At 67.5% G+C, this 17,945-nt stretch carries 14 protein-coding genes; 7 read left to right on the top strand and 7 right to left on the bottom strand.

What is annotated here, in order from left to right; genetic code table 11:
• The first annotated feature begins 35 nt into the window (after positions 1-35).
• A complete protein-coding gene (locus tag N440_RS13115; RefSeq protein WP_049456522.1) occupies positions 36-3,563 on the top strand; it encodes a hybrid sensor histidine kinase/response regulator in 3,528 nt (1,175 codons plus the stop codon).
• A 543-nt stretch (positions 3,564-4,106) separates the two neighbouring features.
• Here N440_RS13115 and mdtD read toward each other — a convergent pair.
• From mdtD to N440_RS13085, 5 genes are all read right to left on the bottom strand, one after another.
• Positions 4,107-5,516, bottom strand: a complete 1,410-nt coding sequence (mdtD, locus tag N440_RS13105) for a multidrug transporter subunit MdtD (protein ID WP_053450517.1) — start codon at positions 5,514-5,516, stop codon at positions 4,107-4,109.
• A 92-nt stretch (positions 5,517-5,608) separates the two neighbouring features.
• Positions 5,609-6,691 carry a uroporphyrinogen decarboxylase gene (gene hemE / locus N440_RS13100; protein WP_100440390.1) on the bottom strand — a complete coding sequence of 361 codons (1,083 nt, stop codon included), beginning with the start codon at positions 6,689-6,691 and terminating at the stop codon, positions 5,609-5,611.
• A 26-nt stretch (positions 6,692-6,717) separates the two neighbouring features.
• Positions 6,718-6,957, bottom strand: coding sequence for a WGR domain-containing protein (locus tag N440_RS13095; protein WP_019660053.1), 240 nt, complete (start codon positions 6,955-6,957; stop codon positions 6,718-6,720).
• A gap of 143 nt (positions 6,958-7,100) precedes the next feature.
• A complete protein-coding gene (gene aroB, locus N440_RS13090) occupies positions 7,101-8,213 on the bottom strand; it encodes a 3-dehydroquinate synthase (RefSeq protein ID WP_133935340.1) in 1,113 nt (370 codons plus the stop codon).
• On the bottom strand, positions 8,210-8,752 hold the full coding sequence (locus N440_RS13085) for a shikimate kinase (protein ID WP_049457957.1): 543 nt from the start codon (positions 8,750-8,752) through the stop codon (positions 8,210-8,212). Before N440_RS13085 ends, aroB begins: the two co-directional genes overlap by 4 nt.
• A gap of 98 nt (positions 8,753-8,850) precedes the next feature.
• Here N440_RS13085 and N440_RS13080 point away from each other — a divergent pair, with 98 nt between their 5' ends.
• Positions 8,851-9,054, top strand: coding sequence for a dodecin family protein (locus N440_RS13080; RefSeq protein WP_005410663.1), 204 nt, complete (start codon positions 8,851-8,853; stop codon positions 9,052-9,054).
• Between the two features lie 6 nt (positions 9,055-9,060).
• Here the strand turns inward: N440_RS13080 and N440_RS13075 are convergent, their stop codons facing one another.
• Positions 9,061-9,888 (bottom strand): kinase, encoded by an 828-nt coding sequence (locus N440_RS13075; RefSeq protein ID WP_133935339.1) that lies wholly within the window; start codon positions 9,886-9,888, stop codon positions 9,061-9,063.
• Between the two features lie 40 nt (positions 9,889-9,928).
• Here N440_RS13075 and pdxH point away from each other — a divergent pair, with 40 nt between their 5' ends.
• Positions 9,929-10,528, top strand: a complete 600-nt coding sequence (gene pdxH, locus N440_RS13070) for a pyridoxamine 5'-phosphate oxidase (RefSeq protein WP_133935338.1) — start codon at positions 9,929-9,931, stop codon at positions 10,526-10,528.
• 208 nt (positions 10,529-10,736) lie between these two features.
• Positions 10,737-11,213: a DoxX family protein gene (locus tag N440_RS13065; RefSeq protein WP_133935337.1), complete on the top strand. Its 477-nt coding sequence runs from the start codon at positions 10,737-10,739 to the stop codon at positions 11,211-11,213.
• A gap of 120 nt (positions 11,214-11,333) precedes the next feature.
• Here the strand turns inward: N440_RS13065 and prpR are convergent, their stop codons facing one another.
• A complete protein-coding gene (gene prpR / locus N440_RS13060; RefSeq protein ID WP_133936030.1) occupies positions 11,334-12,917 on the bottom strand; it encodes a propionate catabolism operon regulatory protein PrpR in 1,584 nt (527 codons plus the stop codon).
• Between the two features lie 154 nt (positions 12,918-13,071).
• Here prpR and prpB point away from each other — a divergent pair, with 154 nt between their 5' ends.
• From prpB to acnD, 3 genes are all read left to right on the top strand, one after another.
• Positions 13,072-13,965, top strand: coding sequence for a methylisocitrate lyase (prpB, locus tag N440_RS13055; RefSeq protein ID WP_133935336.1), 894 nt, complete (start codon positions 13,072-13,074; stop codon positions 13,963-13,965).
• A 36-nt stretch (positions 13,966-14,001) separates the two neighbouring features.
• The gene (prpC, locus tag N440_RS13050) at positions 14,002-15,159 is read left to right on the top strand and encodes a 2-methylcitrate synthase (protein ID WP_008265338.1); all 1,158 of its coding nucleotides are present in this window, start codon (positions 14,002-14,004) and stop codon (positions 15,157-15,159) included.
• A gap of 97 nt (positions 15,160-15,256) precedes the next feature.
• Positions 15,257-17,875, top strand: coding sequence for a Fe/S-dependent 2-methylisocitrate dehydratase AcnD (gene acnD, locus N440_RS13045; RefSeq protein WP_133935335.1), 2,619 nt, complete (start codon positions 15,257-15,259; stop codon positions 17,873-17,875).
• The last annotated feature ends 70 nt before the right edge of the window (positions 17,876-17,945 follow it).

Below are 17,945 nucleotides of genomic sequence, written 5' to 3'. Positions count from 1 at the left end.
GCGGGAATCATCAGGGCAGCGTGAGGAGGCAATCGGTGGTGTATCTGCGGGCGGCCATGCTGCTGCTGATCCTCCTGTGCTGCCTGTCACCCGCTGCCGCGCAGCCCGTGCCACCGAGTCCGCGCCAGGTGACGGTGTTTGACGGCCTGCCGTCCAATACCGTCAACCGCATGGCCGAAGACCGCTACGGCTACCTGTGGATCGCCACCAACGACGGTCTGGCCCGCTACGACGGGCGCAACTACCGGATCTGGCGTTCGGAAGATGGATTGCGCGACAACCGGATCTGGTCGGTGCTGGTCGACGCGCGCAACCAGCTCTGGATCGGTACCGAGAATGCCGGCCTGGTGCGGATGTCGGCCGACCGCCGCCAGCTGCACTTCTACGACCGCAGCAGCCAGCCGCTGATGGGGACCAATACGGTCTGGAGCCTGGCGGCCACGCCGGACGGTTCGGTCTGGTTCGGCACCCACGAGGGAGGGCTGTACCGGCTGGACAACCAGGATCGGCTGCAGCGCTTCCTGCCGGAGGCCAACAATCCGCGCAGCCTGCCGGCCGCATCGGTTCCGTATCTGGCAACCCTGGCCGACGGCAGCTTGTGGATCGGTACCAAGCATGGCGTAGCGCGCTGGACCGGAACCGACTTCGAACGTGTCGGCACCGACGTCATCCCCAGCCTGCTGATCAATGGCCTGACCGCCGAGCCCGACGGCAGCCTGTGGATCAGCACGATGGCCGGTGCCACCGTGCGCCGCCCCGACGGTCGCTTCGAGACACCGCCGTGGAAGCTTCCGCAAGGGGAGCAGGTGCTGGGCATGATGCTGCGCGACGAACAGGGCGGCTACTGGCTGGACACCCGGACTGGCCTCGGCCGTGCGGTCGATGGCCAGTACCAGGCCGTGCCGTTGTACAGTGCGGTGGCGCGTGGCCCGGTACGGCCGAACTGGACCGGCGCCTACGAGGACCGCGAGGGCGGAATCTGGCTGGCCAGTACCAACGCCGGGCTGTGGCACCTGCTGCCCCGCTGGTGGCAGTTCTCGGTGCTGTCACGGCTGGAGGATGACCCCAGCTCGCTGCGCAACGCCTTCGTCCTGGGTACCAGCCCGTCCAGCAATGGCGGCATCTGGACGGTCGGCAGCCATGGTGCCCTGGACCGCTTCGACCCGAAGACCGGCAAGGTCGAGCAGCACCGCACCTGGGTCAATGGCATGCACTGGCTGAGCTCGGTGCGCGAGGATCGGCGCGGGCAGGTCTGGATTGGTTCCAACGATGCACTGCTGCGTTATGACCCGAAGCTGCGTGATCTGCGCCGCTGGGGGCGGGATGCGGGTGCCGATGCCACCATGGAAGGGGTTATCGAATCGATGATGACCTGCGATGGCGACAGCCTGTGGCTGATGCTGTCATCCGGCCTGCAGCAGCGCGACCTGGACGGGCGCCTGCGTCGCCAGCTGGACAACGGCCAGCGTGGCCTGCAGCAGGGCCAGCTCAACCTGGATGTGGAATGCGGGCCACAGGATCACATCTGGCTGGCCAGCAGCCGTGGCCTGCTGCAGTGGTTGCCGGAAAGCGAGCGCTTCCAGCCGGTGCCGGGCGCCCCGGCGACCGCGATCCACGCGTTGCATGTGGGCCGCGATGGCCAGGTGTGGCTGTCCGAGGATGGCCGGCTGTCGCGCTATCGCTGGAGCCAGGGGCGGCTGGAAAGGCAGGCGGTGGTCGGCGCCGAGCAGGGCTATCCGGCGATCTCCGCGTCGGGGTTGGTGGTCGACGCGCAGGGCGTGGCGTGGGCCACCAGTGCGCGCGGCCTGGTCCGGATCGGCACCGACGGCCAGAGCGTGCGCCTGTATGGGGTGCACGATGGCCTGCCCAGCCAGGAGTTCCGCGAGCACACCCTGGTGATGTCGGGTGACGGCCACCTGGTGGCCGGAACGCCGGCCGGCGTGGTGGTGTTCGATCCGGAACAGGTACGGCCCTCGGTGCGGCGTGCGCCATTGGTGATCGAACGGGTCGAGGTGCGCCGCAACGAGCAGGTGCTCGACCTGACCCATGACGCACCGCTGCAGATCGCCGATGGCGATCGTGACCTGCGCATCGTCGCGCGGCTGCTGTCGTTCGCCGATTCAGCGTCCAATACGTACCGCTACCGCCTGGCCGGCTACGATCCGGATTGGGTTGAAGTCGGACCGGCCGGTGAGCGCCTGTTCTCGCGCCTGCCCCCGGGCAGCTATCGGCTGGAAGTGCAGGCACGCTCGGCCGACCATGTCTGGTCGCGGGTGCAGAGCCTGGAGTTCCGCGTGCAGCCGCCGTGGTGGCGCAGCCTGTCTGGCCTGCTGGTGCTGGCGTCCTTCGCGTTGCTGCTGACCAGCTGGTTCGCCTGGTTGTACCGGCGTCGCCTGCAGCGTCGTCATGCCTACCAGCTGGCGCTGCACAAGCAGGAACTGGCCGAGCAGGCTTCGGCGGCCAAGACCCGCTTCCTGGCCAACCTCGGCCATGAAATCCGCACGCCGATGACCGGCGTGCTGGGCATGAGTGAACTGCTGCTGGCGTCGCCGCTGGACCCGCAGCAGCGGGGCTACACGCAATCGATCCGGCATGCCGGCGAACATCTGCTGCACCTGGTCAACGATGCACTGGACCTGGCACGGATCGAGTCCGGGCGACTGGAGCTGCAGCACAAGCCGTTCGCGCTGAGCTGCCTGCTGCAGGATCTGGCCGCGCTGATGGGGCCACTGGCTGCGCAGAAGGGCCTGCGCTTCACCCTCGACAACCAGCTGCCGCCTGGCCTGCAGGCCACTGGCGATGCGATGCGGGTGCGCCAGATCCTGCTCAACCTGCTCTCGAACGCGGTCAAGTTCACCAGCCGTGGCACCATCACGCTGCACGCGCGCAGCGATGGCGAGCTGCGCGCGCTGCATTTCGAGGTGCGCGACACCGGCCCCGGCATCAGCCAGGAACAGCAGCAGCGCCTGTTCCGGCGCTTCGAGCAGGCAGACGGTGCACGTACCGCCGCACAGTACGGTGGTAGCGGCCTGGGCCTGGCGATCTGCCGCGAACTGGCGCAGGCGATGCAGGGGCGCATCCAGGTGGAAAGCCAGCTGGGCCGCGGCACCTGCTTCGGCGTTACCCTGCCGTTGCCGATGGTGGTTGATGCCAGTGCCGAAGCCGAGGGCGGAACGCACCGCGAGGAGGCTGCGAACATGCCGCCGCTGCGGGTGCTCCTGGTCGAGGACGACGCGACCGTGGCCGATGTGGTGCGCGGCTTGCTGAGCGCACGAGGCCATGAGGTAACCCATGCGGGTCATGCGCTGGCGGCGCTGCGCGAGATCAGTGCCGGCGATTTCGACGTCGGCCTGCTCGACCTGGACCTGCCGGGCCTGAGCGGATTCGAGCTGGCCCAGCACCTGCGCAACCAGGGCTACATGCTGCCGCTGCTGGCGGTGACTGCGCGTACCGATCCGGATTTGCAGCAGCAGGTTGAAGCGGCAGGTATTGGCGGCTTCCTGCGCAAGCCGGTCACCGGCGAACTGCTGGTGGAAGCGATCGCCCGGGTGATGGGCAGGTAGGGATTCGGCAGGGCCCGCGGCCCTGCACCCGCTACCCGCCGGAGCAACGGCAACAGCCGAAGCAAAGGCGGGTTTCCTGTGGGATGGCGGGGTGGGTCCGGTTGCGGGAGACGCCGTAAACCCATCCATGGGGGCTTGGCCGCGGCATCCATGCCGCGGACACTCCCGCAACCGGACCCACCCCGCCTTCGACAGTTTTCTGCGATCTGCAGTAGATCCACGCCATGCGTGGATGACTCTCCATTGGAATCGAATATTTCGAATTGGAATCGAAAAACATCCACGCATGGCGTGGATCTACCGTGTCGACCAAGGTCGACACCTACCCACAGCCGCCGGAATCTGTCAGAGGTGGGGCGGTGTCGGAGTGCGGGGTGTCAGCCGCATGGATGCGGCTGCCAAGCCCCCATGGATGGGTTCACGGCGTCCCCGCACTCCGACACCGCCCCACCACCCCACGGAATGCTGCTTTGGCTTTGGCTTTGGCTGTTGCCGTTGCCGTTGCCTGCAGCAGGTGCAGGGCCGCAGGCCCTGCCGACCCCCTCACTCCGCTACGTGCTCGACCTGTCGTGGCTCCGGCTTGGTGTCCGGCAACTGCCAGAAAATCATCGTCGACGTCAGCGTGATCGCACCCACGCACAGGAACGTGGCATGCAGCGCGGCGGTGGCACTGTTGCTGTCCAGGTGGGTGCCGAATGCAGCCAGCAGGCTGCCCGCCGCGGCGGCGCCGAAACCGGCGGCGAGCATCATCACCATCGACAGCAGGCTGTTGCCGGAACTGGCGAACTCGCGGTCGAGGTCGCGCAGGGTCACGGTGTTCATCACGGTGAACTGCAGCGAATTGACCGCGCCGAAGAACGCCAGCTGCAGCAGGCGCCACGCCAGGTGCTGGCCCGGTGTCATCAGGATGAAGCTGGCCATCGCCAGCCCCACCAGCACGGTGTTGACCATCAACACGCGGCGGTAGCCGTAGCGCTCGACCAGCTTCACCGCCAGCTTCTTCGACACCATGCCCGCCGCAGCGACGGGCACCATCATCAGGCCGGCGTTCATCGGGCCCAGGCCCAGGCCGACCTGCAGCAGCAGCGGGATCAGCATCGGCATGGCACTGCTGCCGATGCGCGAGAACAGGTTGCCAAGGATGCCGATGCGGTAGCTGGGCACGCGGAACAGTGCCAGCGAGAACAACGGCGCGGTGGAGTTGGCGGCATGCAGCCAGTAACCCACCAGCGCAGCCAGGCCGGCAACGGTCATCAGCATCACCAGCGCGTGCGGGGTGCCGAGGCCGGAGATGCCGTCCAGCGCCAGCGACAACACCACCATCGCGAAGGCCAGCATGACGTAGCCGCGCAGGTCGAAGCGGGTGCGATGGCTGGCGTAGTGGTCGGGCATGATCTTCATCGCGGCGATGAAACCGATCACGCCGATCGGCAGGTTGATCAGGAACACCCAGTGCCAGGACGCGATCTCGACCAGCCAGCCGCCCAGGGTCGGGCCGATCAACGGGCCGACCAGGGCCGGAATGGCGATGAAGCTCATCGCGCGCAGGAAATCCTCGCGCGACACTGAACGCATCACCGCCAGGCGACCGACCGGCAGCAGCATCGCGCCGCCGATGCCCTGCAGCACGCGCGCACCGACCAGCTGGTGCAGGTGCTGGGCCAGCGCGCAGGCCAGCGAACCGAGAGTGAACAGGATGATCGCCACCAGGAAGGTGCGCCGCGTACCATAGCGGTCGGCGATCCAGCCGGAGGCTGGAATGAAGGTGGCGACCGCCAGCGCGTAGCTGAACACCACCGACTGCATCTGCAGCGGGCTTTCGCCCAGGCTGGCTGCCATCGCCGGCAAGGCGGTGTTGACGATGGTCGAATCCAGCATCTGCATGAAGATCGCCAGCGACACCAGCCACAGCAGGGGGCGGTGGCGGGTGTAGTTCGATGACGATGTGGACATGGCGTGCGGCCGGTGCAGCGTGGGGGATGCCATGATCGCGCAATGCGGGTCACGGCGCGATCAACATCGCGCCGTGGTTGCCTGCGCAGTGCTCAGCGCTGGCTGTGCGCGTGCACCGCGTCGACCAGCACCTGCACGTGTGCCGGGTCCATGTCCGGTGACATGCCGTGGCCGAGGTTGAACACATGGCCCTCGCGCGAACCGCCATTGCCGGCGGCGTAGGTGTCGAGCACGCGCGCGGCGGCCGCGGCGATGGCATCGGGCGAGGCGTACAGCGTGGTCGGGTCGAGGTTGCCCTGCAGGGCAACGCGGCCACCGGTGCGGCGCAGGGCCTCGTCCAGGTCCAGCGTCCAGTCCAGGCCGAGTGCATCGGCGCCGGTCTGCGACAGCGCTTCCAGGTGCAGGCCGGTGCCCTTGCCGAACAGGATCAGCGGGGTACGCTCGCTGCCTTCGCCACGGTCCAGGCCCTGTGCAATCCGCTGCAGGTAGCGCAGCGAGAACTCGCGGTACATCGCCGGCGACAGCACGCCGCCCCAGGTGTCGAACACCTGCAGCGCCTGCGCACCAGCCGCGCGCTGCGCGCCGAGGTAGGCGATCACCGCCTCGGTGGTCACTTCCAGCAGGCGGTGCAGGGCCTGCGGGTGATTCAGCGCCATCGCCTTGATGCGCGAGAAGTCCTTGCTGCCGCCGCCTTCCACCATGTAGCAGGCCAGCGTCCACGGGCTGCCGGAGAAGCCGATCAACGGCACCTGGCCGTCCAGCTCGCGGCGGATCAGACGCACCGCGTCCATCACATAGCCCAGGTCCTGTTCCATGTCCGGCACTGCCAGCCTGGCGATGGCGGCTTCATCGCGCACCGGGTGGCGGAATTTCGGGCCTTCGCCTTCGACGAAATACAGCTCCAGGCCCATCGCATCGGGAATGGTGAGGATGTCCGAGAACAGGATGGCCGCGTCCAGCGGGAAGCGGCGCAGCGGCTGCAGGGTGACTTCGCAGGCGATCTCCGGGGTCTTGGCCATGGCCAGGAAGCTGCCGGCCTTGGCCCGGGTCGCGCGGTATTCCGGCAGGTAGCGGCCGGCCTGGCGCATCAGCCAGACGGGGGTGCAGTCCACCGGTTCGCGGCGCAGGGCGCGCAGCAGGCGATCGTTGCGGAGAGGGCTGGTCACGATGGGCATTCCTTGGGCGAAAGTTGGCAGCGGCGTCAGTCGCCGTGCGAAAGGATCTGGAAGCCGCGATGCAGTTCGGCATCACGGGCCTTCTCGAAGGCATGGCGTGCTTCATCGGCCTGCAGGAACAGCTCGCGTCGAAGCTGCGAGCGGCCACCGACGCGACCGCTCTCGCGCAGCAGTTCCCAACCGCCGAACAGGTCCGGCTGCAGGCTCAGGCGCAGGAAGCGCGGTGCCTGCGCACCGGCATCGGGATGTTGCAGGTAGACGTGCATGGCGCCGATTGTAGCGGGGCACGGGTGACCCCTGTCGCAACGCCGTAGTGCCGGCCGCTGGCCGGCAACGTCAGCAACGGGGAAGCCGGCCAGCGGCCTGCACTACGGCGTTGCGCGGCAGGATTGCCGGCCAGCGGCCGGCATTACCGGACCGACAGCACCTTCAGCACCGCTGCCTCATCCACGTCCGGCACCACTTCGGCACGGCCCATGCCCCGCCACAGCACCAGGCGCAGCCGGCCGGCCACGTTCTTCTTGTCCAGCCGCATGCGGCCGAGCAGGGCCTGCGGGTCCAGCCCGGCCGGGATTGCCACCGGCAGGCCGAGGCGTTCAAGCAGTGCCTGCAGGCGCACGCGGTCGGCGTCTTCGGCCAGGCCGAGATCGGTGGACAACTTCGCCGCCAGCACCATGCCCACCGCCACCGCTTCGCCGTGGTTCAGCGCATCGCGGCCGGGGGCCGAGTAACCCTGTTCGGTCTCGATGGCATGGCCGAAGGTGTGGCCGAGGTTGAGCAGGGCGCGCTCGCCCTTCTCGAAGGGATCGCGTTCGACAATCGCGGCCTTGTGCCGGCAGCTGCGCGCGATGGCGTCGGACAGCACGCCGTCTTCGCCAGCGACCAGCGCCTCGGCATGGTGCTGCAGCCAGTCGAAGAAGGCGGCATCGCCCAGCGCACCGTACTTCACCACTTCGGCCAGGCCGGCACGCAGTTCGCGTGGTGGCAGGGTGGCCAGCACGTGGGTATCGGCGATCACCGCGCGCGGCGGATGGAAGGCGCCCACCAGATTCTTGCCGGCCGGAATGTCCACCGCGGTCTTGCCGCCCACCGACGAGTCGACCATCGCCAGCAGGGTGGTCGGCAACTGCACGCAGTCCACGCCACGCATCCAGCACGCCGCCGCGAAACCGGCGAGGTCACCGACCACGCCGCCGCCGAGCGCGAATACGCAGGCATCGCGGGTGGCACCCAACGCGGCCAGTGCTTCGATGGCGCGGCCGAATTCGGCCAGGGTCTTGGAGGCTTCGCCCGCAGCCAGCACGTGTTCGCCGATGATCAGGTCGGGGCGTGCCGCCAGCAGCGTCTGCTTCACCGAGGCCAGATAGCGCGGCGCGACTTCGCTGTCGCTGAGCAGCAGCACGTGGCGGCCGCGCACATGCGAGGCCAGCGCGGCGCCGTCGGCCTGGGCGCCAGCGCCGATGGTGATGGTGTAGGGGCGGTCGCCGCCAACGGCGACCTGCAGCAGTGCGGGGGAAGTCATGCGGTCAGGTCCTGGCGCTGCCATTGCGTGGCCAGCTTGACCACCAGCTGGGCGGTCGCGTCGGCAGCGGTATACGGGTCGGTGTCGAGGGTGAGGTCGGCCAGTTCGCGGTACAGCGGGTCGCGGTGTGCGGCCAGATCGTGCAGCACCTGCTCGCGGTCCGGACGCTGCAGCAGCGGCCGGCCCTTGTCGCGGGCCAGGCGTTCCAGCTGCGCGGCCACGCTGACCCGCAGGTAGACCACGAAACCGCGCCGGGCGATCAGCGCACGGTTGTCCGCATCCAGTACGGCGCCGCCGCCGGTGGAGACCAGTTGGCCTTGGCCTTTCAGCACGTGGGCCAGGGCCTCGCGTTCATGGCCGCGGAAACCGGCTTCGCCGGAGTGCTCGAAAATGGTGGGGATGCTGGCCCCGGCGGCATCGACGATGGCCTGGTCGACATCGACGAAGTCCAGCGTGAAGCGCTCGGCCAGGCGGCGGCCGATGCAGGTTTTGCCGGCGCCCATCGGGCCGATCAGGATCAGGTTCGGAGCAGGATTCATGCCCTCTGATGCTAACACCTCCGTGCCCCGGCCTTTACGTTCTTCACGTCAGGGTAGGCATTCCTGCGGGGTCTCCCGCGCCAGCCGGAGTACAGGCCATGACGGTCGCCAAGGTCATCGAAATCACCGCCTCCTCGCCGAAAAGTGTGGAGGACGCGGTGCGCAGCGGGCTGAAGAAGGTTTCCGAGACGGTCAAGGGCATCCAGGGCGCCTGGGTGAACGAGACCAAGGTGGTCACCAACGGCAGCGGCGAGATCACCGAATGGCGGGTCAACCTGCGGGTGACCTTCCTGGTGGAATAGGTGGCCTCAGCGCACGCCCTGGACCTGGCGCTGGCCATCCAGCACCACCACGTGGTCGGCCAGGGCGGGCAGGGCCTGCAGCGCCTGCCGGCTGACCCGTTCGTAGTACTGCACGAAGCGCTCCAGCTGCGGCCGGCTCATGCCGTGCCGGCCCGGCTGTGCCGCCTGCAGATTCTGTTCCTGCTGCCAGCGCCAGCGCGGTACCACCGAGAAGTCCGGTGGCTGCAGGAACCACAGGCGGTCGCAGCGCTGCCACAGCGCCGGGTAGTCGCGGGCCAGCGCCTGGTTGCACCAGCGCCGCCAGCGGCCATCGGCATCGGCCTCGCGTTCCAGCGCGTTCAGTGGCGCGTCCAGCGCGTCGTCATCCTGCGCGGGCGTGCCGAGGAACCAGCCTTCGAATACCAGCAGGTCCAGCGGTTGTTGCAGGCGTGGCCACTGCGCCTCGGGCAGGCGCTCATCGGCCAGCTTGTCGAAGCGTGGCATCGCGAAGGGCTGGCGCGCGGCCACGGCGTCGAGCACGGCGTGGGCCAGTGGCAGATCGTGGGTGCCGGGCGGGCCACGGGTGATCAGCAGCGGGTGTACCTGGCGGGTCAGCCGCTGGCGCTGCGCACGGGTGAGGTAGACATCATCGATCGACAGCGTGGCCGCGTTCAGGCCGCGCGTCTGGGCGCGGGCCACCACCTGCGCGGCCAGCGTCGATTTGCCGCTCCCCTGCAGGCCGCTGATCGCCAATACTGGAACCGCCGTGCCGCTGCCCAGCACATCGTCCAGAACCTGCTCGGCCAATGTTTCGGGGAATCCTTTCACCTGGGGCATATACGCAGCAGCGACCATGCCGCCACAATAGCCCAAACCGTGTGAGAAGAACGCAATCATGAGCGACCTGTACGCCGAAGCCCTGTCCACGTTTGCCGGCCTGTTCGAAGAGGCCAAACAGAGCCGCGAGGTCGAGCCGAACGCGATGACCGTGGCCACCGCTGATGTCAACGGTCGGCCGTCGGCGCGTACCGTGCTGCTGAAGGCGTTCGATGAGCGCGGCTTCGTGTTCTACACCCACCTGGACAGCCACAAGGGCCAGGAGCTGCAGGCCAATCCGCAGGCCGCGCTGCTGTTCCTGTGGCGCAGCCTGCGCGAAGCCGGCATCCAGGTGCGCATCGAAGGCCGTGTCGAGCAGGTCGCCGACACCGAAGCCGATGCCTATTTCGCAAGCCGCCCGCGCATGAGCCAGATTGGCGCGTGGGCTTCGCAGCAGTCGAAGACGCTGGCGACGCGTGAGGAATTCGACGCGCGCGTGGCCGAGATCGAAGCCCGCTTCGAGGGCAAGGACGTGCCACGTCCGGAAGGCTGGAGCGGCCTGCGCGTGGTGCCTGACCGCATCGAATTCTGGTACGGCGCACAGTTCCGCCTGCACGAGCGCTGGTGCTATGAGGCCGGTGCCGAAGGGCGCTGGAGCAAGCGGCTGCTGTATCCGTGAATGACGCGGCCCGGCTGACGTGTGCTCTGTAGGGTCGAGCCATGCTCGGCTGCTTTTGTAGAGTCGAGCTTGCTCGACTGCTCTATACCCAGTCGAGCAAGCTCGACTCTACGAAAGCGGGTTGTCGTATTCGGACTGCCCCGCTTCATCTGCGAGCAGGCTGCCAACCGGCACACTCCGATGGATTCCCTCGACTTCCGGAGTTGCCATGCCGTTCTGGCGTTGCCTGTTTGCCGTGCCATCACCGCGTCGTGGCGTGGAAGCGTTCCTGCTGCTGCTCGCCCGTATCGTCGCCGGGGTGATGTTCTGCGTGTCCGGCTGGAACAAGGTGTTCACCGATGCGGGACGCGAGCGGATGGTGCATACGCTGGTCGATGCGGGTATCCCATTCCCTGTGCTCAGTGCGCCTGTGCTCGGCGCAATTGAGTGGATTGCGGGTGGCCTGCTGGTGTTGGGCCTGCTCAGCCGACCGTCGGCCCTGCTGCTGGCGGCGATCTGCGCGGTGGCGGCACTGACCGATGGCATTGCGCGCATTCCGGCCGGGCTGAGCGTGCCGGACTGGCTGAGCTGGTTCTTCTACCTCAGCGAAGTGCCGCTGGGTGTGCTGCTGCTGTGGATAGCGGCAGTGGGCAGTGGCCGCTTCGCTTTCGACGCGCGGGGTTCGGTGAGTGCTCCTCGTCGGTAGATCCACGCCATGTGTGGATGCGGTGCTTGACGGAAGAGCAGTGCGAACCAAGGTTCGCACCCACCAGGCGTCGGTTCGAATCCATCGGGCATCGGTTCGAATCCACCAGACAACGAATGGTTACAACCCCTCCGCGCGCAGCCAGCGCCACAGCGTGGTGCGTGACACGCCCAGTGCCTGCGCCATGCCTTCGCGGTCATTGCGGTGTTCCTGCAGCACGGCTTCCAGCTGCGCACGCGGCGGGCGCTTGCCGTTGTTTTCGACGTGGAGCGTGGCGACGCCTTCGCTCACCAGCTCGGGCGCCAGCTGCAGCAGCCGTGCCGCATCGATCGGTTCTTCGCCCGGCTGCCAGTGGATGCGCAGGCGATCCACCAGGTTGCGAAGCTCTCGCACGTTGCCGGGCCATTCGGCGGAGGTCAGCGTGGTCATTGCAGCCTCGTCCAGCGGCGCGTCGATGCCACGCAGCTGGCGGAAAAAGTGCTGCGTCAGCAGCGCAATGTCACTGCGCCGCGCGCGCAGCGAGGGCAGGGCGATGCGCAGCGCGGCCAGCCGGTAGTACAGGTCGCGGCGGAAGCTGCCAGACGCCGCGCGCTGTTCCAGCGACTGCAGGGTGGCAGCGACCACGCGCAGGTCCACCGGGGTCGGTTCGGTGGCGCCCACGCGCAGTACTTCGCGTTCTTCCAGCACCCGCAGCAGGCGGGTCTGCAACGGCAGGGGCAGCTCGCCGATTTCATCCAGGAACAGGGTGCCGCCATCGGCCGCCTCGACCAGACCGACGCGGCCGCCACGACGCGCGCCGGTGAAGGCGCCATCGCTGTAACCGAACAGCTCGGCCTCCAGCAATGATTCGCTGATCGCACCGCAGTTCAGTGCAACGAAGCGTCCACGACGGCCACTGGCCGCATGCAGCTGGCGTGCCACCAGTTCCTTGCCGGTGCCGGTTTCGCCGGTGATCAGCACGGTGCTGTCGTGCGGCGCGTACAGCGCGATCTGTGCGCGCACCTGTGCCATTGCCTCGCTTTCGCCAAGCAGCTCATGCGCATCGCTGCGCGGTGCGGCACGGCGGCGCGGGGGCGGCCGGTGGCCAGCGGAGCGGGCCAGGGTCTGGGTCAGTTCCAGTGCGTGCTCGAATGCCTGTCGTACCGAATCGGCGGAGTACAGCAGCACGCCCGGCAGGCCGGCCTGCTCGGCATGGTCGATGGCCATGCCGGTGCCGACGATCACCTCGATGCCGTTGGCGCGCAGGTCGGCGATGCAGTCGCGCGCGTCCTCGCGGGTGACGAAGCGGCGATGCTCGATATCCAGGCCGAAGCTCTGCTGGAAGTTGCTGAACACCGGTACGTCACTGGCGTGGGTGACCAGGCCGATGCGGCTGGCGATGCGCCGTGCACGCGCCAGTGCCTCCATCAGGTCGAAGCCGTTGGCCTGGATGGGCACCAGCGGCAGGTCGAGCCGGCCACGCAGCCAGGCGGCGTTGGAGCCACCGGCGATGACCACGTCGCAGTGCTCGCGGCGCAGGCGCTTGCCGATCACGTCCACCGCCTCCTCGAAGCCGAGGTTGATCTGTTCAATGCGCGCGCGACGGTCGAACTCGGGGATGACGTCGCCGAGCAGGCCGGTCAGGCGCGAGACGCTGACCGTCCAGATCACCGGGCGGCCGGGGTCGGTGTCGGCATGGCGCAGGGGCGAGCGGGGCAGGTACATGGTGGCGGCATGGGTGAACGATGTTTCATGATACATCTGTTCCAATGTTTCATATGTTTCACTTCTGCGCCATGGTCATGCCTTTGAAATCAACCGCTTGCAGCTTGGCACGGTGCTTGCGCCTACCCCTCCGTTATTCAACCTGGATTGCCGCATGACCGCTTCCACTCCTTTCTCCGCCGGTGCCCGCTTCCGTGAGGCGCTGGCTGCCGAATCGCCGCTGCAGGTGATCGGCGCGATCAACGCCAACCATGCCCTGCTGGCCAAGCGCGCCGGCTTCCGCGCCATCTACCTGTCCGGTGGCGGCGTTGCCGCCGGCTCGCTGGGCCTGCCGGACCTGGGCATCAACACCCTGGAAGACGTGCTGGTGGACGTGCGTCGCATCACCGACGTCTGCGACCTGCCGCTGATGGTCGACATCGACACCGGCTTCGGCCCGAGCGCGTTCAACATCGCGCGCACCGTGAAGTCGCTGATCAAGGCCGGTGCGGCGGCCTGTCATATCGAAGACCAGGTCGGCGCCAAGCGCTGCGGCCACCGCCCGGGCAAGGAAATCGTCTCGCAGGGTGAAATGGTCGACCGCGTGAAGGCCGCGGCCGACGCCAAGACCGATCCGGACTTCTTCCTGATCGCACGTACCGACGCCATCCAGGTGGACGGCGTGGACAAGGCCATCGAGCGCGCCATCGCCTGTGTCGAGGCCGGTGCCGACGGCATCTTCGCCGAGGCCGCCTACGACCTGGACACCTACCGCCGCTTCGTCGATGCGGTGAAGGTGCCGGTGCTGGCCAACATCACTGAATTCGGTGCCACCCCGCTGTTCAGCCGCGATGAACTGGCCTCGGCCGGCGTCGCCATCCAGCTGTTCCCGCTGTCGGCGTTCCGTGCCGCCAACAAGGCCGCCGAGAACGTCTACCAGGCCGTGCGCCGCGATGGCCACCAGCGCAACGTGGTGGAGGCCATGCAGACCCGCGAGGAACTCTACGACCGCATCGGCTACCACGCCTTCGAGCAGCAGCTCGATGCCCTGTTCGCCGCCAAGAAATAAGCAGTACCCTGCACCATCAGTTTTCGGAGGGAAAACATGAACGATACGACCGCAACCCCGACCTTCAAGCCGAAGAAGTCCGTCGCCCTGTCCGGCACCGCCGCCGGCAACACCGCGCTGTGCAGCGTCGGCCGCAGCGGCAACGACCTGCATTACCGCGGCTACGACATCCTGGACCTGGCCAACACCAGCGAGTTCGAGGAAATCGCCTACCTGCTGGTGCACGGCAAGCTGCCGACCCGCGCCGAGCTGGTTTCGTACAAGGCCAAGCTGAAGTCGCTGCGTGGCATTCCGGCTGCGGTCAAGGCCGCGCTGGAGGAACTGCCGCCGTCGGCGCACCCGATGGACGTGATGCGCACCGGCGTGTCGGTGCTCGGCTGCGTGGCACCTGAGAAGGACGACCACAACCACCCGGGCGCGCGTGACATCGCCGACAAGCTGATGGCCTGCCTCGGCTCGATGCTGCTGTACTGGTACCACTGGAGCCACAACGGCCGCGCCATCGATGTGGAAACCGACGATGACTCGATCGGTGGCCACTTCCTGCACCTGCTGCATGGCGAGAAGCCGCAGGATTCGTGGGTGAAGGCGATGCACACCTCGCTGATCCTGTACGCCGAGCACGAGTTCAACGCCTCGACCTTCACCTGCCGCGTCATCGCCGGCACCGGCAGCGACATGTACAGCGCGATCTGCGGTGGCATCGGCGCGCTGCGCGGCCCGAAGCATGGCGGCGCCAACGAAGTGGCGTTCGAAGTGCAGAAGCGCTACGACAACCCCGATGAGGCCGAGGAAGACATCAAGGCCCGCGTCGAGCGCAAGGAAGTGGTGATCGGTTTCGGCCACCCGGTCTACACCGTCTCCGATCCGCGCAACAAGGTGATCAAGGACGTCGCCCGCGAGCTGTCCGAAGAACAGTCGAGCATGAAGATGTACGACATCGCCGAGCGCCTGGAATCGGTGATGTGGGACATCAAGAAGATGTTCCCGAACCTGGACTGGTTCAGCGCCGTCAGCTACCACATGATGGGCGTGCCGACCGCCATGTTCACCCCCCTGTTCGTGATCGCCCGCACCGCCGGCTGGAGCGCGCACATCGTCGAACAGCGCATCGACGGCAAGATCATCCGCCCGAGCGCCAACTACATCGGCCCGGAAGACCGCGACTTCGTCGCCATCGACAAGCGCGTCTGATCCACCTGCTGTATCCATCCGGCCGGCCCTGTGCCGGCCGGGTGCTTTCGCCGCCGCACCGCCGGCACCCGGCCCGCCTCAAGCACTCCGCCAGCCCATGAATACCGATTACCGCAAGACCCTTCCCGGCAGCGCGCTGGACTATTTCGACGCGCGTGCCGCCGTCGATGCGATCCAGCCCGGCGCCTATGCCACCCTGCCGTACACCTCGCGCGTGCTGGCCGAGAACCTGGTGCGCCGCTGCGATCCAGCCACGCTCAGTGACTCGCTGAAGCAGCTGATCGAGCGCCGCCGCGACCTCGATTTCCCGTGGTTCCCGGCCCGCGTGGTCTGCCATGACATTCTCGGCCAGACCGCATTGGTCGATCTGGCGGGCCTGCGCGATGCGATCGCCGACAAGGGCGGCGACCCGGCCAAGGTCAATCCGGTGGTGCCGGTGCAGCTGATCGTCGATCACTCGCTGGCGGTGGAGTGTGGTGGTTACGACCCGCAGGCGTTCGAGAAGAACCGCGCCATCGAGGATCGCCGCAACGAAGACCGTTTCCACTTCATCGACTGGACCAAGCTGGCGTTCCAGAACGTGGACGTGATTCCGCCCGGCAACGGCATCATGCATCAGATCAACCTGGAGAAGATGTCGCCGGTGGTCTACGTGCAGGACGGTGTGGCCTTCCCCGATACCTGCGTGGGCACCGACAGCCACACCCCGCACGTGGATGCGCTGGGTGTGATCGCGATCGGTGTAGGCGGACTGGAGGCGGAGAACGTGATGCTGGGCCGCGCCTCGTGGATGCGCCTGCCCGATACCGTCGGTGTCGAACTGAGTGGTCGCCCGCAGCCAGGCATCACCGCCACCGACGTGGTGCTGGCGCTGACCGAGTTCCTGCGCAAGGAACGCGTAGTCGGTGCGTGGCTGGAATTCTTCGGCGAAGGTGCTGCCGCACTGACCATCGGTGATCGCGCCACCATCTCCAACATGTGCCCGGAATACGGCGCCACCGCCGCGATGTTCTACATCGACGCGCAGACCATCGACTACCTGCGACTGACCGGCCGCGAGGAGTCGCAGGTGGCGCTGGTGGAGAACTACGCGCGCACCACCGGCCTGTGGGCCGATGACCTGGCCACCGCGCAGTACGAGCGCGTGCTGCGCTTCGACCTGTCCAGCGTGGTGCGCAACATGGCCGGCCCGTCCAACCCGCACAAGCGCGTGGCCACCGCCGAGCTGGCCGAGCGCGGCATCGCCGACGAAGCCAAGCTGGAAGCGGGCAAGGCCGAGCAGGCGCAGGGCCTGATGCCCGATGGCGCGGTGATCATCGCCGCCATCACCAGCTGCACCAATACCTCCAATCCGCGCAACGTGATCGCCGCCGCGCTGCTGGCGCGCAATGCGAACGCGCGTGGCCTGCAGCGCAAGCCGTGGGTGAAGTCGTCGCTGGCGCCGGGTTCCAAGGCCGTGCAGCTGTACCTGGAAGAGTCCGGCCTGCTGCCGGACCTGGAACAGCTGGGCTTCGGCATCGTGGCGTTTGCCTGCACCACCTGCAACGGCATGAGTGGCGCGCTGGACCCGAAGATCCAGCAGGAAATCATTGACCGTGACCTGTACGCCACGGCTGTGCTGTCGGGCAACCGCAACTTCGATGGCCGCATCCACCCGTACGCCAAGCAGGCCTTCCTGGCTTCGCCGCCGCTGGTGATCGCCTACGCCATCGCCGGTACTGTCCGCTTCGATATCGAGAAGGACGTGCTGGGCGTGGACGCCGACGGCAACGAGGTGCGCCTGAAGGACATCTGGCCGAGCGACGCCGAGATCGACGCGGTGGTGAAGGCTTCGGTGAAGCCCGAGCAGTTCCGCAAGGTCTACAACCCGATGTTCAACGTGCGCGTGGAGCACGGCGCAGCGGTCAGCCCGCTGTACGACTGGCGCCCGCAGAGCACCTACATCCGTCGCCCGCCGTACTGGGAGGGCGCACTGGCAGGCGAACGCACGCTGGCCGGCATGCGCGCGCTGGCGGTGCTGCCGGACAACATCACCACCGACCACCTGTCGCCGTCCAACGCGATCATGGCGTCGAGTGCCGCTGGTGAATACCTGGCGAAGATGGGTTTGCCTGAAGAAGACTTCAATTCGTACGCCACCCACCGCGGCGACCACCTGACCGCGCAGCGCGCCACGTTCGCCAATCCGAAGCTGTTCAACGAGATGGTGCGCAACGACGACGGCAGCGTGAAGCAGGGTTCGCTGGCGCGCGTGGAGCCGGAAGGCAAGGTCATGCGCATGTGGGAAGCGATCGAAACCTACATGGACCGCAAGCAGCCGCTGATCATCATCGCCGGTGCCGACTACGGCCAGGGCAGCTCGCGTGACTGGGCTGCCAAGGGCGTGCGCCTGGCTGGCGTGGAAGCGATCGTGGCCGAGGGCTTCGAGCGGATTCACCGTACCAACCTGATCGGCATGGGCGTGCTGCCGCTGGAGTTCAAGCCGGGCACCACCCGGCTGACCCTGGGCATCGATGGCACTGAAACCTTCGACGTGGTCGGCGCGCGCACCCCGCGCGCCGAGCTGACCCTGGTCATCCATCGCCGCGATGGCCAGCAGGTGATCGTGCCGGTCACCTGCCGCCTGGACAGCGACGAGGAAGTGGCGATCTACGAGGCCGGCGGCGTGCTGCAGCGCTTCGCCCAGGACTTCCTGGAAGGCGCCAAGGTGGCGTGATGCCGGGCTGAATGCCTGCCCCTCGGAGATCGGGGGCGGGCTTGTCCGACATAAGGGCAGGGCGCACACT

Source organism: Stenotrophomonas sp. CC22-02, assembly GCF_004365115.1.
In the GTDB taxonomy this organism is placed as follows: domain Bacteria; phylum Pseudomonadota; class Gammaproteobacteria; order Xanthomonadales; family Xanthomonadaceae; genus Stenotrophomonas; species Stenotrophomonas forensis.
Note: the sequence above shows the minus strand (reverse complement) of the source record. Positions and strands in the feature narration are given on the sequence as shown.